This is a genomic window from Pseudomonas saudimassiliensis, from assembly GCF_000939975.1.
GTDB lineage: Bacteria > Pseudomonadota > Gammaproteobacteria > Pseudomonadales > Pseudomonadaceae > Halopseudomonas > Halopseudomonas saudimassiliensis.
The window spans coordinates 3,284,293-3,310,852 of the sequence record NZ_LK391969.1; the positions used below are offsets into that span (position 1 = coordinate 3,284,293).

Below are 26,560 nucleotides of genomic sequence, written 5' to 3' on the forward strand. Positions count from 1 at the left end.
CATGAAGTATCCGATGACCAAGCGCGGTGCCGAGGCCCTGGAAACAGAGCTCAAGCACCTGAAATCGGTGATGCGTCCGCAGATCACCCAGGCCATCGCCGAGGCGCGGGAGCTGGGTGACCTGAAGGAAAACGCCGAATACCATGCCGCGCGGGAACAGCAGGGCATGGTGGAGGCGCGGATCCGCGACATCGAGGGGCGCCTGTCGGCGGCCCAGGTGATCGATGTGACCGCCATCGCACCCACCGGCAAGGTGATCTTCGGTACCACGGTCACCATTGCCAACGTCGATACCGACGAGGAAGTGCAGTATCAGATCGTCGGTGAAGACGAGGCCGAGATCAAGGAAGGCAAGATCTCCGTCACCTCGCCCATTGCCCGCGCGCTGATCGGCAAGGAAGAGGGCGAGGTCGTCGCGGTGAGAACCCCCGGCGGGGTGGTCGAGTATGAAATCGTCGAGGTCCAGCACCTGTGAGGCCGCGGGCTGCTCTGCCGGCAATACGCAGTGGCAGGGTGGCCTGGCAGCTGGCGCTGACCCTGTGGGTTGGCGGGGTCTGGATGTTGCACTTCGTCATGTTGCCGGCGCTGGAGCGGTTTGGTCTGGCGCCACTGCTGATCGATGAGATCGCCCATTTCATGCGGCCGCTGCTGGTTGGTTTTACGGCGGTGTGCGCCCTGTTGCAACTGGTGGTAGCCGGCACGGTGCTGGGCTGGGCGCTGTGGCGGGATCTGCGTGGGCAGTTGCTGTTGCTGGTAGTGCTGGCGGCAGGGGTGTTCTACGTTGTCGGCCATTTGCCCCGGGGTGACTACTGGCAACTGTTCAGCTACCTGGTGCTGGCCTTCGCCGGTCTGGTGCTGATTCTGCAGCCGCGCCCGGATGAAATAACCGAGCGCTGAGGGGGCGGCGGCTCAGGCCGCGTACCCCTGGGCTCCTGCTTTGCAGCCTTGACAGCGGATCAGAAGTCCTTGAAACGCGCCAGGTTCGACAGGTTGGGGTTGGCTTTCTTGTTGCGACGCAGCAATATGGCCATCTTGCCGATGACCTGCACCAGCTCCGCTTTGCTGGCTTTGCAGAGCTCGTCAATCAGCGCCTGCTTGGTATCACGATCGCCAACGGTGATCCGGATCTTGATCAGCTCGTGGTCATCCAGAGCGCGATCCAGTTCCGCCAGTACGCCTTCGCTGGCGCCCTGCTCGCTGACTATCACCACCGGCTTGAGATGGTGGCCGATGCGTTTGTAGGCTTTCTTCTGTTCAGAGCTGAGCGCCATAATGATCCGTTTGATTCCCGTTGATGAGTCATTTATCAGAGGGAGCTAGTATAACCGGCGGCGCAATCCGCTGCATGAGGTATTCCGTGGCAAGATCAAAGACCAGCAAGGGCTGGCTGAAAGAACATTTTGATGACCATTACGTCAAGCAGGCGCAAAAGGACGGTTACCGGTCCCGTGCCAGCTACAAATTGCTGGAGATCCAGGAGAAGGATCGTCTGCTGCGGCCGGGCATGACCGTGCTGGATCTGGGCTCGGCGCCGGGCGGCTGGTCCCAGGTGGTCAGTCGGGTAATCGGTGAGAAGGGGCGCATCATCGCCTCCGATATCCTGCCGATGGACAGCATCCCCGATGTAACCTTCATCCAGGGCGACTTTACCGAGGATGCGGTGTTCCAGGCGATCCTGGCGGCGATCGGTGACGGACAGGTGGATCTTGTTATTTCCGATATGGCCCCCAATATGAGTGGTACGCCCGCTGTCGATCAGCCGCGCGCCATGTATCTGTGCGAGTTGGCGCTGGACATGGCGTCCCGCGTGCTGCGTCCGGGTGGCGACTTCCTGATCAAGGTCTTCCATGGCGAAGGGTTTGACGAGTACTTCAAGGAGATGCGCAGCCATTTCGACAGGATGGTGACGCGCAAGCCGGGGGCCTCGCGCGATCGGTCCCGGGAGACCTACCTGTTGGCGCGGGGATTCAAGGGCTGACCCCGTGCCGATGACACAGGGCGTTACACTGGCACAACTGCCGCCGCGCCGGATTCTGGTGTAAGGTAGATAGGCCAAGTAAACAGACGAATACAGCCAGGCCTGACCACCCAGGTGGCGGCAAGAGGATAGCAATTTGAACGATATGGCGAAAAACCTCATTCTGTGGTTGATCATCGCTGCAGTGCTGGTGACTGTGATGAACAATTTCAGCAGTCCTGCCGAACCGCGAGCACTGAATTACACCGAATTCCTCGAGCTGGTGAGTGATCGCCAGGTCGAGCGGGTCACCGTGGACGGCTTCGTGATCACCGGCAAGCGCCGGGATGGCGAGGTGTTCAAGACGGTGCGTCCGGCTATCCAGGATAACGGCCTGATCGGTGATCTGCTGGAGAACGACGTGGTCGTCGAAGGCAAGCAGCCGGAGCGCCAGAGCATCTGGACCCAGCTGCTGATCGCCAGCTTCCCGATCCTCATCATCATCGCCATCTTCATGTTCTTCATGCGCCAGATGCAGGGCGGCGGCGGTGGCCGCGGCGGCCCGATGAGCTTTGGCAAGAGCAAGGCGCGGATGCTGTCCGAAGACCAGGTCAAGACCACCTTTGCCGACGTGGCCGGGTGCGACGAGGCCAAGGAAGAGGTCAGCGAGCTGGTCGAGTTCCTGCGCGATCCGGGCAAGTTCCAGCGCCTGGGTGGCCACATTCCCCGTGGCGTACTGATGGTCGGTCAGCCGGGGACCGGTAAGACACTGCTGGCCAAGGCCGTCGCCGGCGAGGCCAAGGTGCCGTTCTTCACCATTTCCGGCTCCGACTTCGTCGAGATGTTCGTCGGTGTCGGTGCCAGCCGTGTGCGCGACATGTTCGAGCAGGCCAAGAAGCACGCTCCCTGCATCATCTTCATCGACGAGATCGACGCGGTTGGTCGCCATCGTGGCGCTGGCCTCGGCGGCGGTCACGATGAGCGTGAGCAGACCCTGAACCAGTTGCTGGTAGAGATGGATGGTTTCGAAGCCAACGATGGCATCATCGTGGTGGCTGCGACCAACCGTCCGGACGTGCTCGACCCCGCGCTGCTGCGCCCGGGCCGTTTCGACCGCCAGGTGGTCGTCGGCCTGCCGGATATCCGCGGTCGCGAGCAGATTCTCAAGGTGCATATGCGCAAGGTGCCGCTGGGCGACGACGTCGTGCCTTCGGCCATCGCCCGCGGCACGCCCGGCTTCTCCGGTGCGGACCTGGCGAACCTGGTCAACGAGGCATCGCTGTTCGCTGCCAGGGCTGGCAAGCGCCTGGTCGAGATGAACGAATTCGAGATGGCCAAGGACAAGATCATGATGGGCGCCGAGCGCAAATCCATGGTCATGTCCGACAAGGAAAAGCTCAACACCGCCTACCACGAATCCGGCCATGCCATCGTCGGTCGACTGGTGCCTGAGCATGACCCGGTCTACAAGGTGTCGATCATTCCCCGCGGCCGCGCCCTGGGTGTGACCATGTTCCTGCCCGAGGAAGACCGCTACAGCCTGTCCAAGCGCGCCCTGACCAGCCAGATCTGTTCGCTGTTCGGTGGCCGTATCGCCGAGGAGATGACCCTGGGCTTCGATGGGGTGACTACCGGTGCCTCCAACGACATCATGCGCGCCACCCAGTTGGCGCGGAACATGGTGACCAAGTGGGGTCTGTCCGAGAAGCTCGGCCCGCTGATGTATGCCGAGGAGGAAGGTGAAGTCTTCCTCGGTCGCAGCGCCGGCAGCCAACATGCCAACGTGTCGGGTGAGACCGCGCGGCTGATCGATGAGGAAATTCGCAGTATCATCGATAACTGCTATGCCACCGCCAAGCGTCTGCTGGAGGAGAACCGCGACAAGCTGGATCTCATGGCCGAGGCACTGATGAAGTACGAGACCATTGATGTCGAGCAGATCAACGACATCATGAACGGCAAACCCGCCCGTGAACCCAAGGGCTGGGCGGATGATGACCGTCGTGGTCCGGGCGCGGCAGCGCCGGCTTCCGATTCAGTAGACCCGCAGGATGCCCCCCGTGATGACGGCATCATTGGCGGACCGGCTGGAGAGCACTGAAACCGGTATGACATCATTACGTACCAGCACCCGGTTGCCCTGTGGCGACCGGGTGCTTGACCTTTCCCATACCCATGTCATGGGTATCCTCAACATCACCCCTGATTCGTTTTCCGATGGCGGGCGCTACAACAACCGTGATGCGGCGCTGCAGCGGGTCGAGCAGATGCTCGCCGCCGGTGCGACCCTGATCGATATCGGTGGTGAGTCAACCCGGCCCGGTGCAGCCCTGGTCAGCGTCCAGGAAGAAGTCGACCGCGTGGTGCCCATGGTCGAGGCCGTGAAGGCGCGTTTCGATACCGTGGTCTCCATCGATACCAGCACGCCGGAGGTCATTCGTGGCTCGGCGGCGGTAGGCGCAGGCCTGATTAACGACATCCGCGCGCTGACCCGTGCCGGGGCCATGCAGGCTGCGGTGGACTCGGGGCTCGCGGTATGTCTCATGCACATGCAGGGTGAGCCGCAGACCATGCAGCAGGCGCCGGTCTATGACTCGGTGCTGGCGCAGGTGAACTCTTTTCTCGACGAGCGGGTCCAAGCCTGCCTGGATGCCGGGATCGAGCGCAGCAAGCTGGTACTCGACCCCGGTTTCGGCTTCGGCAAGAGTCTGCAACACAACCTTGAGCTGTTTGCCCGCATGGACCAGTTGAGCCCGCCGGATCTGCCGATCCTGGTCGGCGTCTCGCGCAAGAGCATGATCGGTCAGGCGCTGAATCGCCCCGTCGAGCAGCGCTTGTTCGGAGGCTTGGGGCTGGCGGCGTTGGCGGTAGCCAAGGGTGCGCGTATCATTCGTGTCCATGATGTGGCGGAAACCGCTGACGTGGTCCGTATGGTGGACGCGGTCGTTGCCGCAGGAACTTCGGCAATCTAATTTCAGGATACCCCTACATGGAAAAGCGCTACTTCGGCACCGACGGCATTCGTGGTCACGTCGGCACGCACCCGATCACCCCGGAATTCATGCTCAAGCTGGGCTGGGCGACCGGCATGGCCTTCAAGCACAACGGCCAGTGCAGTGTGGTCATCGGCAAGGACACGCGCATCTCCGGCTACATGTTCGAGTCGGCGCTGGAAGCCGGTTTGTCCGCCGCCGGCGCCAAGGTGCGGCTGCTCGGGCCCATGCCGACCCCGGCCATCGCCTATCTGACGCGTACCTTCCAGGCTGACGCGGGTATCGTCATCAGCGCTTCCCATAACCCGTACTTCGACAACGGCATCAAGTTCTTCTCCGCCCAGGGCACCAAGTTGCCCGATACGCTGGAGCACGAGATCGAGCGGCTGGTCGATACTCCGATGCAGGTGGTCGGCTCCGGCGAGCTCGGCAAGGTGGCGCGGGTCGAGGACGCTTCGGGTCGCTATATCGAATTCTGCAAGAGCAGCGTGCCCACCAGCACCAATTTCAAGGGCCTGAAGATAGTGCTCGATTGCGCCCATGGCGCGACCTACAAGGTAGCGCCCAGCGTGTTCGCGGAGCTGGGGGCCGAGGTCAGCGTGATCGGTGCGACCCCGGATGGACTGAATATCAATGCCGGGGTGGGTTCCACCGACCTGGCGGCGCTGAGCAAGGCGGTGGTCGAGCGTCAGGCTGATCTGGGGATCGCCTTTGATGGCGACGGCGACCGGGTCATGATGGTCGACCACCAGGGCAACCCGGTTGATGGTGACGAGTTGTTGTACATCATGACCCTGGACCTGTATGAGCGCGGTCTGCTGGACGGCGGTGTAGCCGGTACCCTGATGACCAACCTGGGGCTGGAGCTGGCGCTGCGTGAGCGGGATATTCCCTTCGTCCGGGCCAAGGTCGGCGATCGTTACGTCATGGCTGAACTGCAACAGCGGGGCTGGAAGCTGGGTGGCGAATCCTCCGGGCACCTGGTATGCCTGCAGCACACCACCACCGGCGACGGCATTATCGCGGCGCTGCAGGTGTTGCGTGCCCTGCGCATGTCGGGCAAGACCCTGGCCCAAGCCTGCGAGGGCATGAGCAAGTGTCCGCAAAAGCTGATCAATGTGCGTTACCAGAGTAGCGGCACTTCGCCACTGGAAGCGCCTGCGCTCAAGTCTGCGGTGGCTGCAGCCGAGGCGCGACTGGGTGATGCCGGGCGGGTGCTGCTGCGGCTTTCCGGCACTGAGCCGGTCATCCGGGTGATGGTCGAAGGGCAGGACGCAGAGCAGGTTGTGCGCGAAGCCGAAGCGCTCGCTGCACAGGTGCAAGAAATGTTTGGTGCGGACTGAAAAGGCGGTTGTGTCGGGTGAGCAACTTGGTTAACATTGGCGCCCGCTTGAGCTGAGAGGTTAGGCATGCGTCGTCCGCTGGTCGCCGGAAATTGGAAAATGTACGGTACTCGGCAGTCCGTTGATGAGTTGCTCGCGGGGTTGAACGAGCAGCAGTGGCCGGACGAAGTCGACCTGCTGATCGCGCCGCCTGCGCTGTATCTGCAGCAGTGCCGCGAAGCGCTGGAAGGTTCGCCATTGCGGTTGGCTGGCCAGAGTTCCGCCTTTCAGGCAGAGTCTGGCGCGCTGACCGGTGAAATCTCCCCGGCTCAACTGCGTGATGCGGGATGTGAATTTGTTCTCGTGGGTCATTCCGAGCGCCGTACGCTGTTCGGTGAGACCGACGAGGTGATCTGTCGTAAGTTTGCCGCGGCGTTGGCCTGCGGGCTGCGCCCCATTCTCTGTGTCGGCGAAACCCGCGCGCAGTACGAAGCAGGCGAGACCGCTGAGGTGGTCGGGCGGCAGTTGCAGGCCGTGCTGGAGACCTTCGGGGTCGGCGGCTTGGCTCAGGGTGTAGTGGCGTATGAGCCGGTATGGGCCATCGGCACCGGTCTGACCGCTACGCCGGAGCAGGCGCAGGAGGTGCACGCGATGATTCGCGCACGCCTGGCTACCCTGGATGACGAGCAGGCCCAGTGTGTACAGATTGTCTATGGCGGCAGCGTCAAGGCGTCCAATGCCGCGGCGTTGTTCGAGATGCCGGATATCGATGGGGGGCTGGTAGGTGGTGCCTCTCTCAATGCGAATGAATTTGGTGCGATTGCTCGTGCCGCGGGACAAGCTTAATGATTGAAACCGTTGTTGTAATAGTACATCTGCTGGTTGCCATCGGTCTGGTCGGGTTGATCCTGATCCAGCAGGGCAAAGGTGCGGAAGCGGGCGCGTCCTTCGGTTCCGGTGCCTCCGGCACGGTTTTTGGCAGCCAGGGTTCGGCAACTTTCCTGAGCCGCTTGACAGCTGTGCTGGCCACTGTATTCTTCGTCACCTCGCTGGGCTTGGCGTTTTACGCCAGCCACAAGGCGACCGAGATCCGTGATGCGGGCCTGCCGGTTCCGGTCATGCAGAGCGCTCCGGTGGCGCCGATCAGTGAAGATGTACCTGTTCTTGAAGAGCAGGCTCCTCAGGCTCCTGTGACAGACGATGTACCTGTCGTAGAGTAAGCCAACAGTTTTGCGGAAGTGGTGGAATTGGTAGACACGCTATCTTGAGGGGGTAGTGCCTTAGGGTGTATGGGTTCGAGTCCCATCTTCCGCACCATGTGTCAGGGGTCTGCAGCGATGCAGGCCCCTTGTTTTTTTCGGGCACAATATGCCCGGTTGTCTTGTCAGGCGGCCGCGCGTATAATTCATGCCCTAGATTCGACGCGGGGTGGAGCAGTCTGGTAGCTCGTCGGGCTCATAACCCGAAGGTCGTAGGTTCAAATCCTGCCCCCGCAACCAGTCAAAGGCCCCTTTTCAGGGGCTTTTTGTTAACTCCGGACTTCATCTGAAGTGGCCGGAACCAAGGATGGGCTTTAGGCCCATTTTTTATTCATCAAAGATAGGCGGTGAAATTGTCCGGCAAAGTTACCGAATTGGAGGACCTGTTGGTCCCGATTGTCGAAGCTCTGGGCTATCGTTGTTGGGGGATCGAATTTTTGTCGCAGGGGCGTCACAGTCTGCTGCGAGTCTATATCGACCATCCCGATGGCGTCAGTGTGGAAGCCTGCGCGACGATCAGCCGTCAGGCCAGTGCGGTGCTGGACGTTGAGGACCCCATCAGTGGTGACTACACGCTGGAAGTGTCTTCTCCGGGAATGGATCGTCCCCTGTTCACGCTTGAGCAGTTCGCTAGCTATATTGGCGAGCAAGCCAAAATCAGGTTGCGCGTGCCCTATGAAGGCCGGCGGAATTTTCAAGGTGTCATCCGCGGTGTGGAAGGTGACGATGTCGTACTGCAGGTAGAGGAGCACGAGTACCTGCTGCCTATCGATAGCATCGATAAAAGCAACATCATCCCGCGGTTTTGAGCATTTTTCGGGCTCCAGTGGCCCCAATGGACGGCGTTAGGCGAGGCATACGATGAGCAAAGAAGTGCTGCTGGTTGTGGAATCCGTTTCCAATGAGAAGGGCGTACCGCCCGGAGTCATTTTCGAGGCGCTGGAAATGGCCTTGGCAACGGCCACCAAAAAGCGCTATGAAGATGAGGTGGACGTGCGGGTGGCGATCAATCGCCAGACCGGCAGTTACGACACCTTCCGCCGCTGGACCGTGGTGGTGGACGACGACTTCGAAGAGCCCGGCATGCAGCTGGCTCTGGATCAGGCCCATGCCCGCGACCCGGCGTTGAACGTCGGTGATGTGGTCGAGGAGAAGATCGAGTCGGTCGAGTTCGGTCGTATCGCCGCGCAGATTGCCAAGCAGGTCATCGTGCAGAAGGTGCGTGAGGCCGAGCGTGCCCAGGTAGTGGACGCCTATCGTGATCGTCTGGGTGAAATCATCAGCGGTACCGTGAAGAAGGTTACCCGCGACAGCGTCATCGTGGACCTGGGCAACAATGCCGAGGCCGTGTTGCCCCGTGAGGAGATGATTCCCCGCGAAACCTTCCGTACCGGCACCCGCATCCGCGCACTGCTCAAGGACATTCGCACCGAGAACCGCGGCCCGCAGCTGGTGCTGTCGCGCAGCGCTCCGGAAATGATCATCGAGCTGTTCCGCATCGAGGTGCCGGAAATTGCCGAGGAGCTGATCGAAGTCATGGGCGCTGCCCGCGACCCGGGCTCGCGCGCCAAGATCGCCGTGCGCTCGAAGGACAAGCGTATCGACCCCCAGGGCGCCTGCATTGGTATGCGGGGCTCGCGCGTGCAGGCCGTTTCCGGTGAGCTGGGCGGTGAGCGGGTCGACATCGTATTGTGGGACGACAACCTCGCCCAGTTCGTGATCAACGCCATGGCACCTGCCGAAGTGGCCTCGATCATTCTGGATGAGGACACCCACACGATCGATATCGCCGTGGCCGAGGACAACCTCGCCCAGGCAATTGGCCGCAGTGGCCAGAACGTCCGGCTGGCCAGTCAACTGACCGGCTGGACACTCAATGTCATGACCGAAGACGACATTCGCGCCAAGCAGGAAGCCGAAACCGGCGATGTGCTGCGCAATTTCATCGATGAGCTGGATGTTGAAGAGGATCTGGCTCAGATCCTGGTCGACGAGGGCTTCACCTCCCTGGAGGAGATTGCCTACGTACCCATGGAGGAGATGCTCGAAATCGACGGTTTTGACGAGGACATCGTCAATGAGCTGCGTTCCCGGGCCAAGGATCGTCTGTTGACTAAGGCGATCGCTAACGAGGAAAAACTGGAAGAGGCCCAGCCAGCGGACGACCTGCTGAATATGGAGGGTATGGATCGCGCCCTGGCTTTCCAGCTGGCAGCCCAAGGTATTATCAGCATGGAAGACCTGGCCGAACAGTCCGTGGACGACCTGCTGAACATTGATGGAATCGACGAAGCCCGTGCCGGCGCCTTGATCATGGCAGCTCGGGCGCCCTGGTTTGAATAAACCGGTCGGCTGGCAGTATCACCCTGCACTGATGCAGGGCACCGACTGAGGAGAAAGTGAATGGCGGAAGTGACGGTCAAAGAATTGGCTCAGGTAACAGGTACGCCGGTAGAGCGCCTGTTGCAGCAGATGAAGGAAGCCGGGTTGTCGCACACCAGTGCGGAACAACAGGTATCGGATGACGAGAAGCAGCGCTTGCTGACCTTCCTCAAGAGCAACCATGGCGACTCCGCATCGGAGCCGCGCAAGATCACGCTCACGCGCAAGACCGTGAGTACTCTGAAGGTCGCTGGCAGCAAGACGGTCAACGTCGAGGTGCGCAAGAAGCGCACCTACGTCAAGCGTGACGAGGTTGATCTCGAGGCCGAGCGCCAGCGCGAGCTGGAAGAGCTACGCGCCGCCGAAGAGGCTCGTCAAGCCGCTGCCGAGGCGGAAGCCCAGCGCAAGGCCGAGGAAGAACAGGCACGACAGGCTGCAGAAGCGGCCCGTCTGGCAGCCGAAGCGGCGCCCAAGACCCAGCCCGATGCCGTGGCCGCCGAGCCGGCCGTAGCGGCACCCGCCGCCGAAGCGGAGCAGGCCAGTGTCGAGGCAGCCCCGTCACCGGCCGCTGCCGCGAAGAAGAAAGAAGAGCAGCGTCGCAAGGCCCGGGCCGATGAAGACGAGCGCAGCCGCAAGCGCGCTGGCGGCCCCGGCAAGGGCCGTGGTGCACCGCGTGGTGAAGACGAGGACGCGCTGGCGCGTCGTCGCGGTGGCGCCGGCAAGCTCAAGGCGCAGAAAAAACGTAATCAGCACGGCTTCGAGAAGCCGACAGGACCCATAGTGCGAGAAGTGGTAATCGGTGAAACCATCACCGTGGCCGAACTGGCCCAGAAGATGTCGGTGAAGGCAGCCGAGGTCATCAAGTACATGTTCAAGAACGGCAACATGGTGACGATCAACCAGGTGCTGGACCAGGACACCGCGACCATCGTTGCCGAAGACATGGGCCACAAGGTCAAGCACGTCAAGGAAAGCGATCTGGAAGACCGCCTGGCACTGGCCATGCACTTCGAAGGTGAAGAAGTCAGCCGTGCGCCGGTGGTGACCGTCATGGGTCACGTTGACCATGGCAAGACCTCGCTGCTCGACTACATCCGTCGCGCCAAGGTGGCCTCTGGTGAAGCGGGTGGTATCACCCAGCACATCGGTGCCTACCATGTGGAGACCGATCGCGGCATGGTCACCTTCCTGGACACCCCCGGCCACGCGGCGTTTACCGCCATGCGTGCCCGTGGTGCCCAGTCGACCGATATCGTGATCCTGGTGGTGGCAGCCGACGACGGCGTCATGCCGCAGACCGAAGAAGCGGTGCAGCATGCCAAGGCCGCCGGCGTTCCGCTGGTCGTCGCAGTGAACAAGATCGACAAGGAAGACGCCGACCCGGATCGCATCAAGAACGATCTGGCTGCGCGGGATGTCATTCCGGAAGAGTGGGGCGGCGACACCCAGTTCGTCCACGTATCCGCCAAGGTCGGTACCGGTATCGACGATCTGCTGGAAGCGGTCCTGCTGCAGGCTGAGGTTCTCGAGCTCAAGGCCCAGCCCTCGGCTCCGGCCCGCGGTGTGGTCATCGAGTCGCGGCTGGACAAGGGCCGTGGCCCGATTGCCACCGTACTGGTCCAGAACGGTACCCTGCGTCAGGGCGACGTGGTGCTGGCCGGCCTCAACCATGGTCGTGTGCGTGCCATGCTCGACGAGAATGGCAACCTGGTGAAGGAAGCCGGTCCGTCCATTCCGGTTGCGATCCTCGGCCTGGATGGCACTCCGGAAGCGGGTGACGAGATGACCGTGGTGGCTGACGAGAAGAAGGCGCGGGAAGTCGCGCTGTTCCGTCAGGGCAAGTTTCGCGAGATCAAGCTGGCCCGTCAGCAGTCGGCCAAACTGGAGAACATGTTCGAGAACATGGGCCAGGGCGAGAAGAAGACGCTCAATATCGTCATCAAGGCCGATGTGCGCGGCTCGCTCGAGGCATTGCAGGGCTCGCTGAACGAGCTGGGCAACGACGAAGTCCAGGTCAAGATCGTATCCGGCGGCGTGGGCGGTATCACCGAGACCGACGCCAACCTGGCGCTGGCTTCCAACGCCGTGATCTTCGGCTTCAACGTCCGGGCTGATGCATCGGCGCGCAAGGTGATCGAGACCGAAGGTCTGGATCTGCGCTACTACAGCGTGATCTACGAGATCATCGAAGACGTCAAGAAGGCCCTGTCGGGTATGCTTGGCAGCGATGTGCGCGAGCAGATCCTCGGTGTTGCCGAAGTACGTGACGTATTCCGTTCGCCGAAATTCGGTGCGGTGGCTGGCTGTATGGTCATTGAGGGCACGGTCTACCGTAACCGTCCGATCCGGGTACTGCGTGAAGACGTGGTCATCTACGAAGGCGAGCTGGAATCCCTGCGTCGCTTCAAGGATGACGTTGGCGAAGTGCGCAACGGCATGGAATGCGGTATCGGCGTGAAGAACTACAACGACGTGCGCGCTGGCGACCGGATCGAGGTGTTCGAGCGGGTCCAGGTAGCACGCACGCTGTAACCCAGCGACAAGCGCCAAACTGCAAGCGATAAGCGGTCCGAGAGGGCCGCTTGTCGTCTGTCCAGCTTGGCATTTACCCAGAGTTGCACCTGTGCAGCTAACAGCTTGTGGCTTGAAGCCAGAGGTTCATATGGCCAAAGAATACAGTCGTACCCAGCGGGTGGCCGATCAGATGCAGCGTGAGCTGGCGGTACTGATCCAGCGTGAGGTGCGCGACCCGCGGGTTGGCATGATCACTGTCACCGCCGCAGAAGTCAGCCGCGATCTGGCCCATGCGAAGATCTTCATTACCCTGATGGGCGAAGCCAGCGATGAGGATATCGCCCTGAACCTGGCTGCCCTGAAGGACGCTGCCGGCTTCCTGCGCGTCCAGCTCGGACGGGTAATGAAGCTGCGCAGCATTCCGCAGCTGCACTTCCACTACGATGAGAGCGTACGCCGCGGCGTGCATCTGTCTTCCCTCATCGAGCGTGCGGTCGCGCAGGATCGTCAGCGTTCCGGGGATGATGAGGAGTAGTCGTGTCGGCACCACGTAGCAAGCGTCGTGATATCGACGGCGTACTGATTTTCGACAAGCCCCTGGGCATGACCTCCAATGCCGCCTTGCAGAAGGTGCGCTGGTTGTTCAACGCCAGCAAGGGCGGTCACACCGGAAGCCTGGACCCGCTGGCCAGTGGCGTATTGCCGCTGTGCCTGGGCGAGGCGACCAAGTTTTCCCAGTATCTGCTCGATGCCGACAAGGTGTATGTCACCGAAGCACGGCTGGGCATGACCACCACCACCGGTGACGCTGAAGGCGAGGTGCTGGAAATGAAGCCCTGCCAGGTGACCCTGGCTGAGGTGGAAGCGCTGCTGCCGCGCTTTACCGGCGATATCCAGCAGGTCCCCCCCATGTACTCGGCGCTCAAGCATGAAGGCCAGCCGCTGTACAAGCTGGCCCGGGCCGGGGAAACAGTGGAGCGCAAGCCCCGATCTGTTACCATAAGCCAGCTGACGCTGCTGGGGCTTGAGGGTGATCGGCTGCGCCTCGAAGTGCATTGCAGCAAGGGCACCTACATTCGCACGCTGGTGGAGGATCTGGGCGCTGCACTGGGGTGCGGTGCCCACGTCTCGGAGCTGCGGCGGATTGGCGCCGGGCCCTTTGATCTGAGTCAGGCGGTGACCCTGGAGACCCTTGAGGCGCTGCATGCCGAAGGCGGCGCCGGGGCGCTGGATCAGCTGCTGCTGCCGATCGACAGTGGCCTGGCGGATTGGCCGGTAGTCAGCCTGACTGAGCAGACCGCGTTCTATCTCAACCATGGGCAGGCGGTGCGGGTTCCTGGTAGTCCGGCCTTCGGTATGGTCCGGCTGCGGGACCACGAAGATCGCTTTATCGGTATTGGCGAGATGACCGACGACGCGCGGGTGGCCCCCAAACGCTTGATGCGTTTCAACGGTTGAATGATTTTTGCAGACGTGGATCACGTCTGCCGGTAGTTGACCCATCAGGGTCGCAACGAGGGTGGCTGTCAACAGGCGCGGTCATTGCTCGATTTAAAACACGGAACCCGAGGTTCCGGCCTGTTACCTCAGAGGAATAGCTGTCATGGCACTGAGCGTTGAAGAAAAAGCTGCAATCGTATCCGAGTATGCACGTGGTGAAGGTGATACCGGTTCTCCTGAAGTCCAGGTAGCTCTGTTGACTGCCAACATCAACAAGCTGCAGGGTCACTTCAAGGACAACAAGAAGGACCACCACTCCCGTCGTGGCCTGATCCGCATGGTCAACCAGCGTCGTAAGCTGCTGGATTACCTGAAAAGCAAGGATCTGGGCCGCTACAGCAGCTTGATCAGCAGTCTGGGTCTGCGTCGCTAAGACCAGCCCCGTTTGGACATGGCCGGGTCCGAATCCCGGCTGTGCCCAGAGTTTCCCCAAAGGCAAAAACAGAGAGAGAAGACACCGTGAAACCGGTTATCAAACAATTTAAATTGGGCAACAACACCGTTACCCTGGAAACCGGTCGCATCGCGCGCCAGGCTTCCGGTGCGGTACTGGTCAGCATTGATGATGCAGTCAGCGTTCTGGTCACCGTGGTAGGCGCAAAGACCGCCGACGCCGGTCGCGACTTCTTCCCTCTGTCTGTGCACTACATCGAGAAAACCTACGCGGCAGGCCGCATTCCCGGTGGTTTCTTCAAGCGTGAAGGCCGTCCCACCGAGAAGGAAACCCTGACCTCGCGCCTGATCGACCGCCCGATCCGCCCGCTGTTCGCCGAAGGCTTCATGAATGAAGTCCAGGTGGTCTGCACCGTGGTGTCCACCGACAAGACCACCGATCCGGATATTGCCGCGATGATCGGCACCTCCGCCGCGCTGGCCATCTCCGGCATTCCGTTCGACGGCCCGATCGCCGGTGCCCGCGTTGGCTTCGACGACGTGGCTGGCTACGTGCTGAACCCGACCTACGAGCAGCTGAAGACCTCGCGTCTGGACATGGTTGTCGCCGGTACCGAAGACGCCGTGCTGATGGTGGAATCCGAAGCGCAGGAACTGACCGAAGACCAGATGCTGGGCGCGGTACTCTTTGCCCACATGGAGTTCCAGCCGGCCATCGACGCCATCAAGGAACTGGCCGCTGAAGCGGGCAAGCCGGCGTGGGACTGGCAGCCAGCGCCGGAAAACACCGTACTGCTGGATGCCATCAAGGCCCAGTTCGGTGCCGGTATCAGCGAAGCCTATACCATCACCCACAAGCAGTCGCGCTATACCCGCCTGGGCGAGCTGCGTGACGCTGCGGTCGCTGCCCTGGCGGGCGACGAAGAAGGCCAGCCTTCTGCAGGTGAAGTGAAGGAAGCCTTTGGCGAAATCGAATACCGCACCGTGCGCGAGAGCATTGTCAACGGCAATCCGCGTATCGATGGCCGTGACACCAAGACCGTCCGTCCGCTGAACATCGAAGTCGGCGTACTGGACCGCACCCACGGTTCCTCGCTGTTCACCCGTGGCGAAACCCAGGCGCTGGTCGTGACCACGCTGGGTACCGCCCGTGACGCGCAGCTGCTGGACACCCTGGAAGGCGAGAAGAAAGATCCCTTCATGTTCCACTACAACTTCCCTCCCTATTCGGTGGGCGAGTGTGGTCGCATGGGTGGTACCGGTCGCCGTGAAATCGGCCATGGTCGTCTGGCCCGTCGTGGCATCCAGGCCGTGATGCCCGATATGGACCAGTTCCCCTACAGCATCCGCGTGGTCTCGGAAATCACCGAATCCAACGGTTCCAGCTCCATGGCCTCGGTCTGTGGCGCGTCGCTGGCCCTGATGGACGCCGGTGTGCCGCTGAAGGCGCCGGTAGCCGGTATCGCCATGGGTCTGGTCAAGGAAGGCGAGAAGTTTGCCGTACTGACCGACATCCTGGGTGACGAAGACCACCTGGGCGATATGGACTTCAAGGTAGCCGGTACCGAGAAGGGTGTTACCGCTCTGCAGATGGACATCAAGATCAAGGGCATCACTGAAGAGATCATGGAGCTGGCCCTGCACCAGGCCCATGATGCTCGTCTGCACATCCTCAAGCAGATGAACGAAGTGCTGCCGGCGTCGCGCAAGGAGCTGTCCGCCAACGCACCGACCATGATCAGCATGAAGATCGACTCCGACAAGATCCGTGACGTGATCGGCAAGGGTGGCGCGACCATCCGCGGTATCTGCGAAGAGACCGGCGCCTCCATCGACATCACCGACGACGGCACCGTGAAGATCTTCGCCGCTAGCAAGGACGCCGCCAACGCTGCCAAGGCACGGGTTGACGGTATCACCGCTGAAGCGGAGATCGGCAAGGTCTACACCGGCAAGGTCGAGCGGATTGTCGACTTCGGCGCCTTCGTCAGCATCCTGCCCGGCAAGGACGGTCTGGTACACATCTCGCAAATCGCCAACCAGCGGATCGAGAAGGTCACCGACGTGCTGCAGGAAGGCCAGGAAGTGAAGGTGCTGGTACTGGACGTGGACAACCGCGGCCGGATCAAGCTGTCCATGAAGGATGTGGAAGCGGCTGAAAACAGCGGCGTCTGATTGCTGTCGCACCGCCTTCGCGCAGTGCAATAAAGAACCCCGGCCTGGTGCCGGGGTTTTTTGTTTGCGGCCATGCTACTGGTCGGTGCGGTTATCCGGTTCGCTGGCGGGGTCGGCCGTCAGGTTGCGGTCAGTTGCCGTTTCCGGCTCCAGGGGATCGGTGGGATCACCGTCCCAGGGTTTGCCGTCCAGCGGCTTCACCCGCCCCAGTTCTGCCTCATCCAGGCCGTAGCGGCCGCCGGCACCGGCCTTGCCTACCTCGGTGAGTTCGGTATCCAGGGCGGTATCGGGCGTGCTGGCCTCCTCGGCGGAACGTGATCCATCATCCGGGTTCAGCGTTTCCGGGGTAGCATCATCGGCGGTCGGGCCATGCCCTGGCATAGAGGCCTCGGTCAGGCCGCCTTCCTCCGCCCGCTCTGCCGATTCGGCCCGGGACGGCACGTTGCCGACGGGCCCCATGGGGCGATCATCGGGCGCTTCGCGATAGTCTTCCTCGACCCGCCGTCTGGCAGCTTCGGTAAGGGCCCGCTCATCCGGCTCGTGTTGATCGTCGCTCATATTCACCTCCGCTTATCTGTCTTTCAGTTGACGCCGGAGGGGGGCAAAAGATTCCATGTTTGCGTCCGTCTGCTGCGCCGAACCCATTGTCTATACTGCCCAGACACAGCCACGAGGGGAGTGCCATGTTCCAGGTAATGCGTAGCGGTAACGGGCGTCTTGAACTGGACGTTTCCGGCAAGCTAGACAGTGATGGTATGCGCCGCGGCCTGCGTGAACTCTTTACCCAGGCCCATGGTGTTCAGCATGGTCAGTTGCTGATCCGGGTCGGCGATATCGACCTGCCGACCCCGGGGGCGATTGCTGTGGAGCTGTCCTATCTGCCCCAGCTATTGCGGCTGGTGCGCCAGTTTGACCGGTGCGCGGTGATCAGCGGTCGGGAATGGATCCGCAGGATGGGTGAGATCGAAGGAGCCATGCTCCCGGGGATGGAAGTCAGGTCATTTCGCCCCGAGCGGGAGGCCGATGCGCTGGCCTGGCTCGGGGGTTGATCACACGCGCTGGACGATTGCCCGCGGATTGAAGTCCCGCCATTCGCCGCCGCTAAGCTCGCCCTCGGCATGTTCCACATCCGCCGCCCCAGCGGCCCTGAGGGTATCGATCGCCCGCTGGCGCGACTGCTCATCCACCCGTACGGCAACGAACATGCCGGCCATGCGCTCTGTGACCTCGGGCTGCGCGGCGGATGGCTTGCCGGTTTGTTCGTCGACCTCGGAAGTCTGGTCGGTATTGCTCACAGCACCGACCAGCGAGCCAGTGTAGGCGCCCAGCCCGGCGCCGATGGCAATGCCCGCCGGGCCGATGATCGGTGTGGCGGCGGCCCCGGCTACTGCACCGATGGCTGCGCCAACGCCGCCGGTCTTGGCAGCTCCCGGGCCGGATTTGTGGGCCCCGGGTGACTCTTCAACATCGCCGCCGATCGGGTAGAGATCGTGCTGGCCATTGGGATTGAGATAAAAGGCCACCAGGCCGTCGCGGGGGAAACCCGCACGCTGTAGCGCCGCCAGCGCGGCATCCGCCTGGTCCTGGGTGTCGAATCGTCCCGCAATGATGGTATGCATGAACTCGCCCTTCGAAGGTGCTGGTCCTCACAGCGTAGCAAGCAGAACAGGATCAAACCAAGCGGCTGGCCGGCGAGGTGACGCTGGCAATTTCGGCTGCGGTGAGGGGCCGATACTGGCCGGGCGGGAGTCTCGGGTCCAGCTCGATGCGGCCCATGCGTTCCCGATGCAGTGATGTCACCCGGTTGCCGACCGCGTGAAACATGCGCTTGACCTGGTGATGACGGCCCTCGTGAATGGTCAGACGGGCCAGGCAGGGGCCGAGCTGCTGTAGCTGAGCCGGGGAGGTATCGACCGCTTCGCGTGCCAGATGCACACCCTGGGCAAAACGTTGCGCGGCCTGCTCGGCGACCGGCTCAGCGGTGCCGACCAGATAGACCTTAGGAATGCGCTGCCCGGGCTCGGTCAGATGCCGAGACCAGAGGCCATCGTTGGTCAGGATCAGCAGACCGGTGGTGCTGCGATCCAGGCGGCCGGCGATGTGCAGCTGCGGGCGCAGCGCGGGGGCAAAGAACTCCAATACAGTAGGGTGGACCGGGTCGCAGGTAGCGCTGAGGTAGCCGGCCGGCTTGTGCAACATGAAGAACAGCGCTTCACGCTGCTGCAGCAGCTGTTCATCCAGCTGCACAGTGGCAAAGCGGTCGATCTCCTGGCGGCCATCGCGCATGACCTGGGCGTCGACGCGCACCCGGCCGCAAGCGATCAACCGGCGGGCGGTCTGTTGGCTGTGTTCAGTATGTTTGGCAATGAATCGGTCGAGGCGCATGGGCGTTATTATAAGGGCTTACCAGGTAGGTTGACCGGAGTATCCATGCTGCGACTCTTTGTAGGTATCGAATTGCCGGAATCAGTACGGCAGGCACTGTCCCTGGTGCGCGAGGAGCACCCTGCGGCGCGCTGGCATGGACCGGAGCAGCTGCACCTGACCCTGAACTTCATCGGGTCGGTAGCGCCACAGGTGGCCGAGCAGATGGCCAGGGCGCTGGAGGCGGCGCCCGGCCCGGCGTTTGCGCTGCAGGTTGAGGGGGTGGGGTATTTCGGCTCGCCAGAGCAGCCGCGGATCTTCTGGGCGGGGGTAGCCGAATCATCGCCGCTGCGCGTGTTGCAGAGGAACCTGGAGACGCGGCTGCTGCCGCTCGGGTTGATGCCTGATGAACGGCCCTATGCGCCGCATATCACCCTGGCGCGGGTGCGGCAGGGCATACCTCTGCAAGCCTGGTTGCAGCGGTATGCTCAGCTGTCATTGCCGGCTTTCCCGGTTGAGCACATCTGCCTGTACGTCAGCCGTGGCGGCGCCCAGAGCGTGCACTACGAAGTGCTGCAGCGCTTTGCCCTGGTGTGACCCCGGTTCAGTCCCGGGCGAGCGCCAGGGCCACACCCTGACCGCCGCCGATACAGAGCGTAGCCAGTCCCTTGCGCGCCTCCCGGCGTTGCATTTCATGCAGCAGCGTCACCAGTACCCGGCAGCCGGACGCGCCGATGGGATGCCCCAGGGCGATGGCGCCGCCGTTGACGTTGACCTTGTCCATATCCCAGCGTAGCTCACTGGCCACGGCCATGGCCTGGGCGGCAAACGCCTCGTTGGCTTCAACCAGGTCCAGCTCCTCGACTTTCCAGCCAGCCTTGCTTAGGCAGCGCTGGGTCGCGCTCACCGGACCAATGCCCATCACCGCCGGGTCCACGCCGGAGCTGGCGCAGGCAGCAATACGCGCCAGTACCGGTAGCCCCAACTCCCGGGCCTTGTCAGCGCTCATCAGCATAACTACTGCTGCGCCGTCGTTGAGGCTGGAGGCGTTGCCGGCAGTAACGGTGCCATCCTGCTTGAACGCCGGGCGCAGCCGGCCCAGGGATTCCAGGGTGGTGGCCGCCCGGGGTTGTTCGTCCTGGTCGATGCTCAGCGCATCGCCCTTGCGTTGGGGGATGACCACCGGGGTGATTTCTGCGGCGAAGCGACCGGCAGCCTGGGCGGCGGCGGCTTTCTGTTGAGAGGCGAGGGCGAAGGCGTCCTGCTGCTGGCGGCTGAGATCGTAACGCGCCGCCAGGTTTTCCGCAGTGATGCCCATGTGGTAGTCATTGAAGGCGTCCCACAGTCCGTCATGGATCATGCTGTCGATCAGCTGACCATTACCCATGCGCTGGCCGGTCCGGGAGGTCGGCAGCAGATGGGGTGAGCGGCTCATGGATTCCTGGCCGCCGGCGATCATGATCTCGGCATCACCGCAGCGGATGGCCTGGGCCGCCAGGTGCACGGCCTTGAGCCCGGAACCACAGACCTTGTTGATATTCAGGGCCGGCACGCTCGAAGGCAGGCCGGCATGGATGGCCGCCTGGCGGGCGGGGTTCTGCCCGCAGCCCGCCGTCAGCACCTGCCCGAGGATCACCTCGTCGACACTGGCTGGATCCACGCCGGTCTGGTCGAGCAGGGCACGGATGACCGTGGCGCCGAGCTGATGGGCGGGCACTTCGGCGAACTGGCCACCGAAACTGCCGATGGCAGTTCGGGTGGCGGCAACAATCACGACCTCTTGCATGGATAACTTCCTCAGCTTCTATCCGGAACAGCTGCAAGGATAGAGACCTCTGCCCGGCGCAACAACTATCCCTTGGGCCCATTCAGCCGATGGGCGATCAATTCCTCGACCACCGAGGGATCGGCGAGCGTGGACGTGTCGCCCAGGGTATCCAGCTCATCGCAGGCGATTTTGCGCAGAATCCGTCGCATGATCTTGCCCGAGCGGGTTTTCGGCAAGCCGGGGGTCCACTGGATGAAGTCGGGCCGGGCAAAGGCCCCCACCTGTTCACTGACGTACGCCTTGAGCTCCGCCAGCAGCTCATCGGACGGTGTGACGCCGCGCATCGGCAGCACGTAGGCGTAGATGCACTGGCCCTTGATGTCATGGGGGCAACCCACCACGGCCGCCTCGGCCACGGCGTCATGCAGTACCAGGGCGCTTTCGACCTCGGCGGTGCCAATGCGGTGGCCGGAGATATTCAGCACATCATCCACCCGTCCGGTGATCCAGTAGTAGCCATCCTCGTCGCGGCGAGCCCCGTCACCGGTGAAATAGACGCCCTTGTAGGTACTGAAGTAGGTGTCGATCAGGCGCTGGTGATCGCCGTAGACGGTACGGATCTGGCTGGGCCAGGAGCGCTTGATCACCAGGTTGCCGTCGGCCGCGCCATGCAGTTCGTTGCCGTCGTTATCGAACAGGGCCGGCTCCACGCCAAACAGCGGGCGCGTGGCCGAGCCGGGTTTTAGATCATGGGCGCCCGGCAGCGGCGCGATCATGATCGAGCCGGTCTCGGTCTGCCACCAGGTATCCACGATCGGGCAGCGGGCATCACCTACCACATGGTAATACCACTCCCAGGCTTCGGGGTTGATGGGTTCACCCACACTACCGAGCAGGCGCACGCTGGCGCGGGAGGTAGACTTCACCGGCTCGTCACCCAGGGCCATCAAGGCGCGGATAGCGGTCGGCGCGGTATAGAAGACGTTGACCTGATGCTTGTCGATGATCTGCCAGCAGCGGGAGGCGTCCGGGTAGGTTGGCACACCCTCGAACATCAGGGTGGTGGCGCCGTTGCACAGCGGGCCGTAGACGATATAGGAGTGGCCGGTCACCCAGCCGACGTCGGCGGTGCACCAGTACACTTCGCCATCGTGGTAGTCGAATACGTAGTGGTGGGTCAGGGCAGCGCTGAGCAGGTAACCGCCGGTGGTGTGCAGCACGCCCTTGGGCTTGCCGGTGGAGCCGGAGGTGTAGAGGATGAACAGCGGATCTTCACTGTCCATGGGCTCCGGTGCGCAGTCGGCGCTGACCGCAGCGCAGGCTTCGTGATACCAGACATCCCGATGTTCGTTCCAGGCGACATCGGCGCCGGTGCGCTTGACCGTGACCACGGTATGCACGTCCGGGCATTCATTGAGCGCCTTCTCTACATTCTGCTTGAGGGCCACGCTCTTGCCGCCACGCACGCCTTCATCAGCGGTAATGACCACCCGGCAGTCGGCGTTGAGGATGCGGTCGCGCAGGGCGTCGGGGGAGAAGCCACCGAAGACTACCGAGTGCACGGCACCGATGCGGGCGCAGGCGAGCATGGCAAAGGCCGCCTCGGGGACCATGGGCATGTACAGGCACACCCGGTCGCCCTTTTTCACCCCGCGGGCCTTGAGGACGTTGGCCAGGCGGCAGACCTGCTCGTGGAGCTCACGGTAGGTGATGTGGCGGTCCTGGCCGGGGTCGTCGCCCTCCCAGATGATGGCGGTCTGCTCGGCGCGGGTGGGCAGGTGACGGTCGATGCAGTTGGCGCTGACGTTCAGCTTGCCGTCGATGAACCAGGCGGCTTCGCCACGCTCCATATTGCTTTCGTGCACCTTGCTCCAGGGCTGCATCCAGTCGATGAAGCGGGTGGCCTGCTCGGCCCAGAAGGTATCCGGGTCGTCGATGGATTGGCGGTACATCCGCTCATAGCCGTCGGCGTCCAGGTGGGTGTCGCGCTTGGCCGCCTCGGAAACCTTGTGCTGTTCGATCTTGTACATGGGGCATGGTCCTCTGTTGTTATTGTTGACCGCAGTAGCCGGCGCACAGCCTGACTCTGCTTTATTGGTATGCATCAAGCGTCGACCAGAACGGGGGGCAATTCAACCCTGCTTTGGTCTAAAGGATGCGACTGGCCGGGTGAGCACCCGGCCGGCGGCGGAGGATGGAACTGGCCCTCAGGCCAGGCTGACCTGCAGGTTATCGATCAGGCGGGTGGTGCCAAGGTAGGCGGCGGCCAGGATGACGATATCCTGGCAGTTCGGGGTTACCGGTTGCAGGCTGTGGGCATCGCGCAGATCCAGATAGTCAGGCTGGAAGCCTGCCGCAGTCAGCGCAACGCGGGCTTCTTCGATGATGGCCGGGAAATCGCGGCGACCGCCCACCAGTTGCTGCTGGATCTGCTGCAGGGTCTGATACAGGCGCGGCGCAACGCGGCGTTGCTCATCGCTCAGGTAGCCGTTGCGCGAGGACAGCGCCAGGCCGTCCGCGGCGCGCACGATGGGTGCGCCCATGATCTGCACCGGCAGGCACAGGTCGTGGGCCATCTTGCGGATCACTGCCAGTTGCTGGAAATCCTTTTCACCGAAGACGGCCAGGTCCGGCTGCACTATGTTCAGCAGCTTGCCCACCACGGTCGCCACGCCATCGAAGTGGCCGGGACGGCTGGCGCCGCACAGGCCTTCGGAGACCACCGGGACGCTGATCAGGGTGTGGCCCTGCATCCCCTCGGGGTACATGTCGTTGACGCTAGGGGCGAACACCACGTGGGCGCCGGCGTCCAGCAGCTTGCGCTGGTCCTCGGCCAGGGTGCGCGGGTAGCTGTCGAGGTCTTCGTTGGCGCCGAACTGCAGCGGGTTGACGAAGATACTCACCACCACATGGTCGGTACGCTGCAGGGCCTTCTCCACCAGGGCGATATGGCCGTCATGCAGGTTGCCCATGGTTGGCACCAGGCCGATCCGCTTGTTGTCCTGACGGGCGCGCGCCAGGGCGGCGCGCAGTTGGGCAATCGAATGCAAGGTATTCATGCTGTCAGAACTCGTGCTCGGCTGCGGGGAACTCGACCGCCTTCACGGCCGCCACGTAGGCGCGCACGGCCGACTGGATATCCGGCTGGCCCACCATGAAGTTCTTCACGAATTTGGCCAGGCGGCCGTTGAACGAGAGGCCGAGCATGTCATGCACCACCAGCATCTGGCCGTCGGTATCTGGGCCGGCACCGATGCCGATCACCGGGATGTTCACCGAGCGGGTGATTTCCGCGGCCAGGGCGCTGGGCACACACTCCAGCAACAGCAGCGCCGCGCCGGCCTCGGCCAGGGCGATGGAGTCCGCCAGCAGCGCCTTGGCCTGGGCTTCCTCGCGGCCCTGCACCTTGTAACCACCGGTCACGTTGACGCTCTGGGGCGTCAGGCCCAGATGCGCGCAGACCGGGATGCCGTTGCGGGTCAGCACGCGGATGGTGTCGGCCAGCCAGCCGGCACCTTCGAGCTTGACGATATGTGCGCCGGCCTGCATCAGCCGGGTACTGGCATCGAGCGCGCGGTCGAGCGTGGCGCAGGTCATGAACGGCAGATCCGACATGATCAGCGCGCCCTGGTTGCCGCGCTTTACCGCGCGGGTGTGATATTCCATATCCTCGACGGTGACCGGCAGGGTGCTGTCGTGCCCTTGCAGCACCATGCCCAGCGAGTCGCCGATCAGCAGCAGTTCGACACCTGCGGTACTTTCCAGGTGGGCGAAAAGCGCGTCGTAAGCCGTCAGGCAGGCAAATTTCTCGCCGCTCTGCTTGAGCTTGTTGAGCGTGGTCAGGGTAATGTCAGGCATGGCAGATTCCAGTATTTCGGCCTTCAAGAGGCAACATGGCTGTGATCGGCAGGCAGCTGGGCTGACTGTCGCTCCGACTGCCCGAGGCGCTGGCGGCTCCGGCAGTATAGTCTTCCTGACTTGAACGATGACGCTCCAGGGAATGCATATTTCAACCTTGTCCCGCCGTGTCCGGCAGACGTTCGAGATCCGTTGGCGGACAGGCGGCCAACAGCTGCTGCAACGGCGTGCCATCGGGCAGAGTCAGATCCGCTGCCAATTCTGCCAGCGGATAGAGCACAAAGGAACGGGCGTGCATATGATAATGCGGAACCTGCAGGCGCGGCAGGTCGATGCGCTGGTCGCCATACAGCAACAGGTCCAGATCAAGGATGCGGGGGCCCCAGCGTTCGGCCTTGCGGACCCGGCCGCTGCGCTGCTCGATTGCCTGCAAGGCGTCCAGCAGTGCCTCGGGAGCCAGTTGGGTATCGAGCATGGCGACGGCATTGATGAAGGCCGGCTGGTCCTGGGGGCCGAGCGGCGCGCTGCGATAGAGCGCGGAACAGGCGCGCAGGTGCGATTGGGGCAGCGTTTCCAGCTCACCGAAAGCCTTGCGTACCTGGGCCACGGGGTCGGCCTGGTTACTGCCCAGGGCGACGAAGCAGCGCTGCATCAGTTGCCCGCCCCGTCCGGTTTGCGTTTGCGCCGCGGGCGCGATCGCTTGCCGGCGGGTTCACGGCTGCTCAACTGCTGGATCATGCGGCGCCGTTCATCCGGGCTGACAGCCTGGTATCGGGTCCACCACTGGCCCAGCCCGCCGGTATCCTCGCCGGCTTCTTCACGCAGCAACAGGAAGTCGTAGGCGGCGCGAAAGCGCGGGTGCTCCAGCATCTGGTCGGCACGCCGGCCGGCCCGCCGTTCCAGACGGGGTTGCATGTCCCAGATCTCCCGCAACGGGATGCTGAAGCGCTTGGGGATGGCCGTGTGCTGGCATTGATCGAGCAGCAGTTCATGGGTGGCCTGCTGCTGGGCGGGTATCAACGGGATGCCCTGGTCTTCGAGTTCGCGGGTGCGCTGGGGCAGGGCTGGCCAGAGCAGGGCGGCGAACAGGAAGGCCGGGGTCACCGGGCGGCCCTGATGAATGCGGTCATCGGTATTGCGCAGGGCCTGCCGGATCAGCTTCAAGGTGTAGCCCGGATTATCCTCGATGGCTTCATCGGTGTCCGGGAACAACGGCGCAAAGAGATCGTATTCCAGCAGCAGGTCGAAGGTGCGTTCGCCCTGGCCGCTGAGCAGCAGCTTGACCACTTCATCGAACAGGCGCGCTGCGGGAATGTCGTACAGCAGCTCGGCCAGTTCGGGAATGGGCGTGGCGCTGTGCGGCTCGATCTCGAAACCCAGCTTGGCGGCGAAGCGCACCGCCCGCAGCATGCGGACCGGGTCTTCCTGGTAGCGCTGCACGGGATCGCCGATCAACCGCACCCGGGCGTTGCGGATATCCTGCAAGCCGTTGGCGTAATCGTGGATATTGCCGGTGCAGACATCGTAATACAGCGCGTTGATGGTGAAGTCGCGGCGCTGGGCATCCTGTTCCAGGGTGCCATACACGTTGTCCCGCAATAGCCGACCGGACTCGCTCTGCAGGGATTGCTCGCGACCCAGATCGCCGTCATCGTCCTCCGCATGGCCGGCGCGGAAGGTCGCCACCTCGATGATCTCGCGACCGAAGTAGACGTGGGCGAGCTTGAACCGGCGGCCGATCAGCCGACAGTTGCGGAAGGTCGCCCGAACCTGTTCCGGCGTGGCGCTGGTGGCGACGTCATAGTCCTTGGGGTCCATTTCCAGCAGCAGGTCGCGTACGCAACCGCCCACCGCAAAGGCCTGGTAGCCGGCCTGCTGCAGGCGTTCGACCACGGTCACCGCATTGCGGCTGATCTGGCTGCGCTGCAGGGCATGCTGGCTGGGCGGAATAATGGCGGGCGTGGTGCGCCGGTGGGCAGGTCGCCCGAACGGAGAGGGAATTTTCTTCAGTAGCTTGCGAATCATATGAGTGGGTAGTCCACCTGCGTCTCCAACCCAGACCTCGAATCCTGTGA

At 62.8% G+C, this 26,560-nt stretch carries 27 protein-coding genes and 2 tRNA genes; 19 read left to right on the top strand and 10 right to left on the bottom strand.

Going from position 1 to position 26,560, the window contains the following annotated elements; genetic code table 11:
• Window position 1: 1 nt before the first annotated feature.
• Both greA and VG99_RS15120 read left to right on the top strand, forming a co-directional pair.
• Window positions 2–475 (top strand): transcription elongation factor GreA, encoded by a 474-nt coding sequence (greA, locus tag VG99_RS15115; RefSeq protein ID WP_044501271.1) that lies wholly within the window; start codon window positions 2–4, stop codon window positions 473–475.
• A gap of 83 nt (window positions 476–558) precedes the next feature.
• Window positions 559–897 (top strand): hypothetical protein, encoded by a 339-nt coding sequence (locus VG99_RS15120; protein ID WP_420848306.1) that lies wholly within the window; start codon window positions 559–561, stop codon window positions 895–897.
• A gap of 59 nt (window positions 898–956) precedes the next feature.
• Here the strand turns inward: VG99_RS15120 and yhbY are convergent, their stop codons facing one another.
• Window positions 957–1,271 carry a ribosome assembly RNA-binding protein YhbY gene (gene yhbY / locus VG99_RS15125; RefSeq protein ID WP_044501273.1) on the bottom strand — a complete coding sequence of 105 codons (315 nt, stop codon included), beginning with the start codon at window positions 1,269–1,271 and terminating at the stop codon, window positions 957–959.
• An 86-nt stretch (window positions 1,272–1,357) separates the two neighbouring features.
• On the opposite strand from yhbY, the gene rlmE reads away from it, so the two are divergent.
• The 15 genes from rlmE (at window position 1,358) to pnp (ending at window position 16,495) form a co-directional block, all read left to right on the top strand.
• Complete coding sequence (rlmE, locus tag VG99_RS15130; protein ID WP_044501274.1) at window positions 1,358–1,978, top strand: 23S rRNA (uridine(2552)-2'-O)-methyltransferase RlmE; 621 nt, start codon at window positions 1,358–1,360, stop codon at window positions 1,976–1,978.
• A gap of 145 nt (window positions 1,979–2,123) precedes the next feature.
• Complete coding sequence (gene ftsH / locus VG99_RS15135) at window positions 2,124–4,058, top strand: ATP-dependent zinc metalloprotease FtsH (protein ID WP_044501693.1); 1,935 nt, start codon at window positions 2,124–2,126, stop codon at window positions 4,056–4,058.
• Window positions 4,059–4,065: 7 nt separating this feature from the next.
• A complete protein-coding gene (folP, locus tag VG99_RS15140; protein WP_044501694.1) occupies window positions 4,066–4,929 on the top strand; it encodes a dihydropteroate synthase in 864 nt (287 codons plus the stop codon).
• 17 nt (window positions 4,930–4,946) lie between these two features.
• A complete protein-coding gene (glmM, locus tag VG99_RS15145; protein ID WP_044501275.1) occupies window positions 4,947–6,293 on the top strand; it encodes a phosphoglucosamine mutase in 1,347 nt (448 codons plus the stop codon).
• 66 nt (window positions 6,294–6,359) lie between these two features.
• On the top strand, window positions 6,360–7,118 hold the full coding sequence (gene tpiA, locus VG99_RS15150; protein ID WP_044501276.1) for a triose-phosphate isomerase: 759 nt from the start codon (window positions 6,360–6,362) through the stop codon (window positions 7,116–7,118).
• The gene (gene secG, locus VG99_RS15155) at window positions 7,118–7,492 is read left to right on the top strand and encodes a preprotein translocase subunit SecG (protein ID WP_044501277.1); all 375 of its coding nucleotides are present in this window, start codon (window positions 7,118–7,120) and stop codon (window positions 7,490–7,492) included. Before tpiA ends, secG begins: the two co-directional genes overlap by 1 nt.
• Window positions 7,493–7,504: 12 nt before the next feature.
• Window positions 7,505–7,589 (top strand) — tRNA-Leu (locus tag VG99_RS15160).
• Between the two features lie 105 nt (window positions 7,590–7,694).
• A tRNA-Met gene (locus VG99_RS15165) sits at window positions 7,695–7,771 on the top strand.
• A 113-nt stretch (window positions 7,772–7,884) separates the two neighbouring features.
• The gene (gene rimP, locus VG99_RS15170; RefSeq protein WP_044501278.1) at window positions 7,885–8,340 is read left to right on the top strand and encodes a ribosome maturation factor RimP; all 456 of its coding nucleotides are present in this window, start codon (window positions 7,885–7,887) and stop codon (window positions 8,338–8,340) included.
• 52 nt (window positions 8,341–8,392) lie between these two features.
• Window positions 8,393–9,874 carry a transcription termination factor NusA gene (gene nusA, locus VG99_RS15175; protein WP_044501279.1) on the top strand — a complete coding sequence of 494 codons (1,482 nt, stop codon included), beginning with the start codon at window positions 8,393–8,395 and terminating at the stop codon, window positions 9,872–9,874.
• Window positions 9,875–9,934: 60 nt separating this feature from the next.
• Window positions 9,935–12,445, top strand: a complete 2,511-nt coding sequence (gene infB, locus VG99_RS15180) for a translation initiation factor IF-2 (RefSeq protein ID WP_044501280.1) — start codon at window positions 9,935–9,937, stop codon at window positions 12,443–12,445.
• A gap of 130 nt (window positions 12,446–12,575) precedes the next feature.
• Window positions 12,576–12,962 carry a 30S ribosome-binding factor RbfA gene (gene rbfA, locus VG99_RS15185; RefSeq protein ID WP_044501281.1) on the top strand — a complete coding sequence of 129 codons (387 nt, stop codon included), beginning with the start codon at window positions 12,576–12,578 and terminating at the stop codon, window positions 12,960–12,962.
• Between the two features lie 2 nt (window positions 12,963–12,964).
• Window positions 12,965–13,885, top strand: coding sequence for a tRNA pseudouridine(55) synthase TruB (gene truB / locus VG99_RS15190; RefSeq protein WP_044501282.1), 921 nt, complete (start codon window positions 12,965–12,967; stop codon window positions 13,883–13,885).
• A gap of 145 nt (window positions 13,886–14,030) precedes the next feature.
• Window positions 14,031–14,300 carry a 30S ribosomal protein S15 gene (gene rpsO, locus VG99_RS15195; RefSeq protein ID WP_036993120.1) on the top strand — a complete coding sequence of 90 codons (270 nt, stop codon included), beginning with the start codon at window positions 14,031–14,033 and terminating at the stop codon, window positions 14,298–14,300.
• An 86-nt stretch (window positions 14,301–14,386) separates the two neighbouring features.
• Entirely contained in the window at window positions 14,387–16,495 is a 2,109-nt protein-coding gene (gene pnp / locus VG99_RS15200) for a polyribonucleotide nucleotidyltransferase (RefSeq protein ID WP_044501283.1), read from the top strand.
• A gap of 75 nt (window positions 16,496–16,570) precedes the next feature.
• Here the strand turns inward: pnp and VG99_RS15205 are convergent, their stop codons facing one another.
• Window positions 16,571–17,053, bottom strand: a complete 483-nt coding sequence (locus VG99_RS15205) for a hypothetical protein (RefSeq protein WP_052508829.1) — start codon at window positions 17,051–17,053, stop codon at window positions 16,571–16,573.
• Window positions 17,054–17,178: 125 nt separating this feature from the next.
• Between VG99_RS15205 and VG99_RS15210 the strand changes: the two genes are divergently transcribed.
• Window positions 17,179–17,544 carry a SpoIIAA family protein gene (locus tag VG99_RS15210; protein WP_044501284.1) on the top strand — a complete coding sequence of 122 codons (366 nt, stop codon included), beginning with the start codon at window positions 17,179–17,181 and terminating at the stop codon, window positions 17,542–17,544.
• Here VG99_RS15210 and VG99_RS15215 read toward each other — a convergent pair whose 3' ends face one another.
• Together VG99_RS15215 and VG99_RS15220 are read right to left on the bottom strand one after the other, a co-directional pair.
• Window positions 17,545–18,114, bottom strand: coding sequence for a hypothetical protein (locus tag VG99_RS15215; RefSeq protein ID WP_044501285.1), 570 nt, complete (start codon window positions 18,112–18,114; stop codon window positions 17,545–17,547).
• Window positions 18,115–18,166: 52 nt separating this feature from the next.
• The gene (locus VG99_RS15220) at window positions 18,167–18,880 is read right to left on the bottom strand and encodes a pseudouridine synthase (RefSeq protein ID WP_044501286.1); all 714 of its coding nucleotides are present in this window, start codon (window positions 18,878–18,880) and stop codon (window positions 18,167–18,169) included.
• Window positions 18,881–18,925: 45 nt separating this feature from the next.
• Here VG99_RS15220 and thpR point away from each other — a divergent pair, with 45 nt between their 5' ends.
• Window positions 18,926–19,456 carry an RNA 2',3'-cyclic phosphodiesterase gene (gene thpR / locus VG99_RS16145; RefSeq protein WP_044501287.1) on the top strand — a complete coding sequence of 177 codons (531 nt, stop codon included), beginning with the start codon at window positions 18,926–18,928 and terminating at the stop codon, window positions 19,454–19,456.
• A gap of 7 nt (window positions 19,457–19,463) precedes the next feature.
• Here the strand turns inward: thpR and VG99_RS15230 are convergent, their stop codons facing one another.
• The 6 genes from VG99_RS15230 to VG99_RS15255 all read right to left on the bottom strand — a co-directional run bounded on the left by VG99_RS15230 (window position 19,464) and on the right by VG99_RS15255 (window position 26,510).
• On the bottom strand, window positions 19,464–20,645 hold the full coding sequence (locus VG99_RS15230; RefSeq protein WP_044501288.1) for an acetyl-CoA C-acetyltransferase: 1,182 nt from the start codon (window positions 20,643–20,645) through the stop codon (window positions 19,464–19,466).
• A gap of 65 nt (window positions 20,646–20,710) precedes the next feature.
• Window positions 20,711–22,657 (bottom strand): acetate--CoA ligase, encoded by a 1,947-nt coding sequence (gene acs / locus VG99_RS15235; protein WP_044501289.1) that lies wholly within the window; start codon window positions 22,655–22,657, stop codon window positions 20,711–20,713.
• Between the two features lie 177 nt (window positions 22,658–22,834).
• Window positions 22,835–23,686: a pantoate--beta-alanine ligase gene (panC, locus tag VG99_RS15240; protein WP_044501290.1), complete on the bottom strand. Its 852-nt coding sequence runs from the start codon at window positions 23,684–23,686 to the stop codon at window positions 22,835–22,837.
• Between the two features lie 4 nt (window positions 23,687–23,690).
• Window positions 23,691–24,485: a 3-methyl-2-oxobutanoate hydroxymethyltransferase gene (panB, locus tag VG99_RS15245; RefSeq protein ID WP_044501291.1), complete on the bottom strand. Its 795-nt coding sequence runs from the start codon at window positions 24,483–24,485 to the stop codon at window positions 23,691–23,693.
• Between the two features lie 151 nt (window positions 24,486–24,636).
• Window positions 24,637–25,140, bottom strand: coding sequence for a 2-amino-4-hydroxy-6-hydroxymethyldihydropteridine diphosphokinase (folK, locus tag VG99_RS15250; protein WP_044501292.1), 504 nt, complete (start codon window positions 25,138–25,140; stop codon window positions 24,637–24,639).
• Window positions 25,137–26,510, bottom strand: coding sequence for a polynucleotide adenylyltransferase PcnB (locus VG99_RS15255; RefSeq protein WP_044501293.1), 1,374 nt, complete (start codon window positions 26,508–26,510; stop codon window positions 25,137–25,139). Before VG99_RS15255 ends, folK begins: the two co-directional genes overlap by 4 nt.
• Between the last annotated feature and the right edge of the window lie 50 nt (window positions 26,511–26,560).

Coding starts and splice junctions, on each gene's coding strand:
- greA (WP_044501271.1), top strand. CDS start 2: ATGAAGTATCCGATGACCAAGCGCGGTGCCGAGGCCCTGGAAACAGAG.
- VG99_RS15120 (WP_420848306.1), top strand. CDS start 559: ATGTTGCACTTCGTCATGTTGCCGGCGCTGGAGCGGTTTGGTCTGGCG.
- yhbY (WP_044501273.1), bottom strand. CDS start 1,271: ATGGCGCTCAGCTCTGAACAGAAGAAAGCCTACAAACGCATCGGCCAC.
- ftsH (WP_044501693.1), top strand. CDS start 2,124: ATGGCGAAAAACCTCATTCTGTGGTTGATCATCGCTGCAGTGCTGGTG.
- folP (WP_044501694.1), top strand. CDS start 4,066: ATGACATCATTACGTACCAGCACCCGGTTGCCCTGTGGCGACCGGGTG.
- glmM (WP_044501275.1), top strand. CDS start 4,947: ATGGAAAAGCGCTACTTCGGCACCGACGGCATTCGTGGTCACGTCGGC.
- tpiA (WP_044501276.1), top strand. CDS start 6,360: ATGCGTCGTCCGCTGGTCGCCGGAAATTGGAAAATGTACGGTACTCGG.
- secG (WP_044501277.1), top strand. CDS start 7,118: ATGATTGAAACCGTTGTTGTAATAGTACATCTGCTGGTTGCCATCGGT.
- nusA (WP_044501279.1), top strand. CDS start 8,393: ATGAGCAAAGAAGTGCTGCTGGTTGTGGAATCCGTTTCCAATGAGAAG.
- infB (WP_044501280.1), top strand. CDS start 9,935: ATGGCGGAAGTGACGGTCAAAGAATTGGCTCAGGTAACAGGTACGCCG.
- rbfA (WP_044501281.1), top strand. CDS start 12,576: ATGGCCAAAGAATACAGTCGTACCCAGCGGGTGGCCGATCAGATGCAG.
- rpsO (WP_036993120.1), top strand. CDS start 14,031: ATGGCACTGAGCGTTGAAGAAAAAGCTGCAATCGTATCCGAGTATGCA.
- VG99_RS15205 (WP_052508829.1), bottom strand. CDS start 17,053: ATGAGCGACGATCAACACGAGCCGGATGAGCGGGCCCTTACCGAAGCT.
- VG99_RS15210 (WP_044501284.1), top strand. CDS start 17,179: ATGTTCCAGGTAATGCGTAGCGGTAACGGGCGTCTTGAACTGGACGTT.
- VG99_RS15215 (WP_044501285.1), bottom strand. CDS start 18,114: ATGCATACCATCATTGCGGGACGATTCGACACCCAGGACCAGGCGGAT.
- VG99_RS15220 (WP_044501286.1), bottom strand. CDS start 18,880: ATGCGCCTCGACCGATTCATTGCCAAACATACTGAACACAGCCAACAG.
- thpR (WP_044501287.1), top strand. CDS start 18,926: ATGCTGCGACTCTTTGTAGGTATCGAATTGCCGGAATCAGTACGGCAG.
- VG99_RS15230 (WP_044501288.1), bottom strand. CDS start 20,645: ATGCAAGAGGTCGTGATTGTTGCCGCCACCCGAACTGCCATCGGCAGT.
- acs (WP_044501289.1), bottom strand. CDS start 22,657: ATGTACAAGATCGAACAGCACAAGGTTTCCGAGGCGGCCAAGCGCGAC.
- panC (WP_044501290.1), bottom strand. CDS start 23,686: ATGAATACCTTGCATTCGATTGCCCAACTGCGCGCCGCCCTGGCGCGC.
- panB (WP_044501291.1), bottom strand. CDS start 24,485: ATGCCTGACATTACCCTGACCACGCTCAACAAGCTCAAGCAGAGCGGC.
- VG99_RS15255 (WP_044501293.1), bottom strand. CDS start 26,510: ATGATTCGCAAGCTACTGAAGAAAATTCCCTCTCCGTTCGGGCGACCT.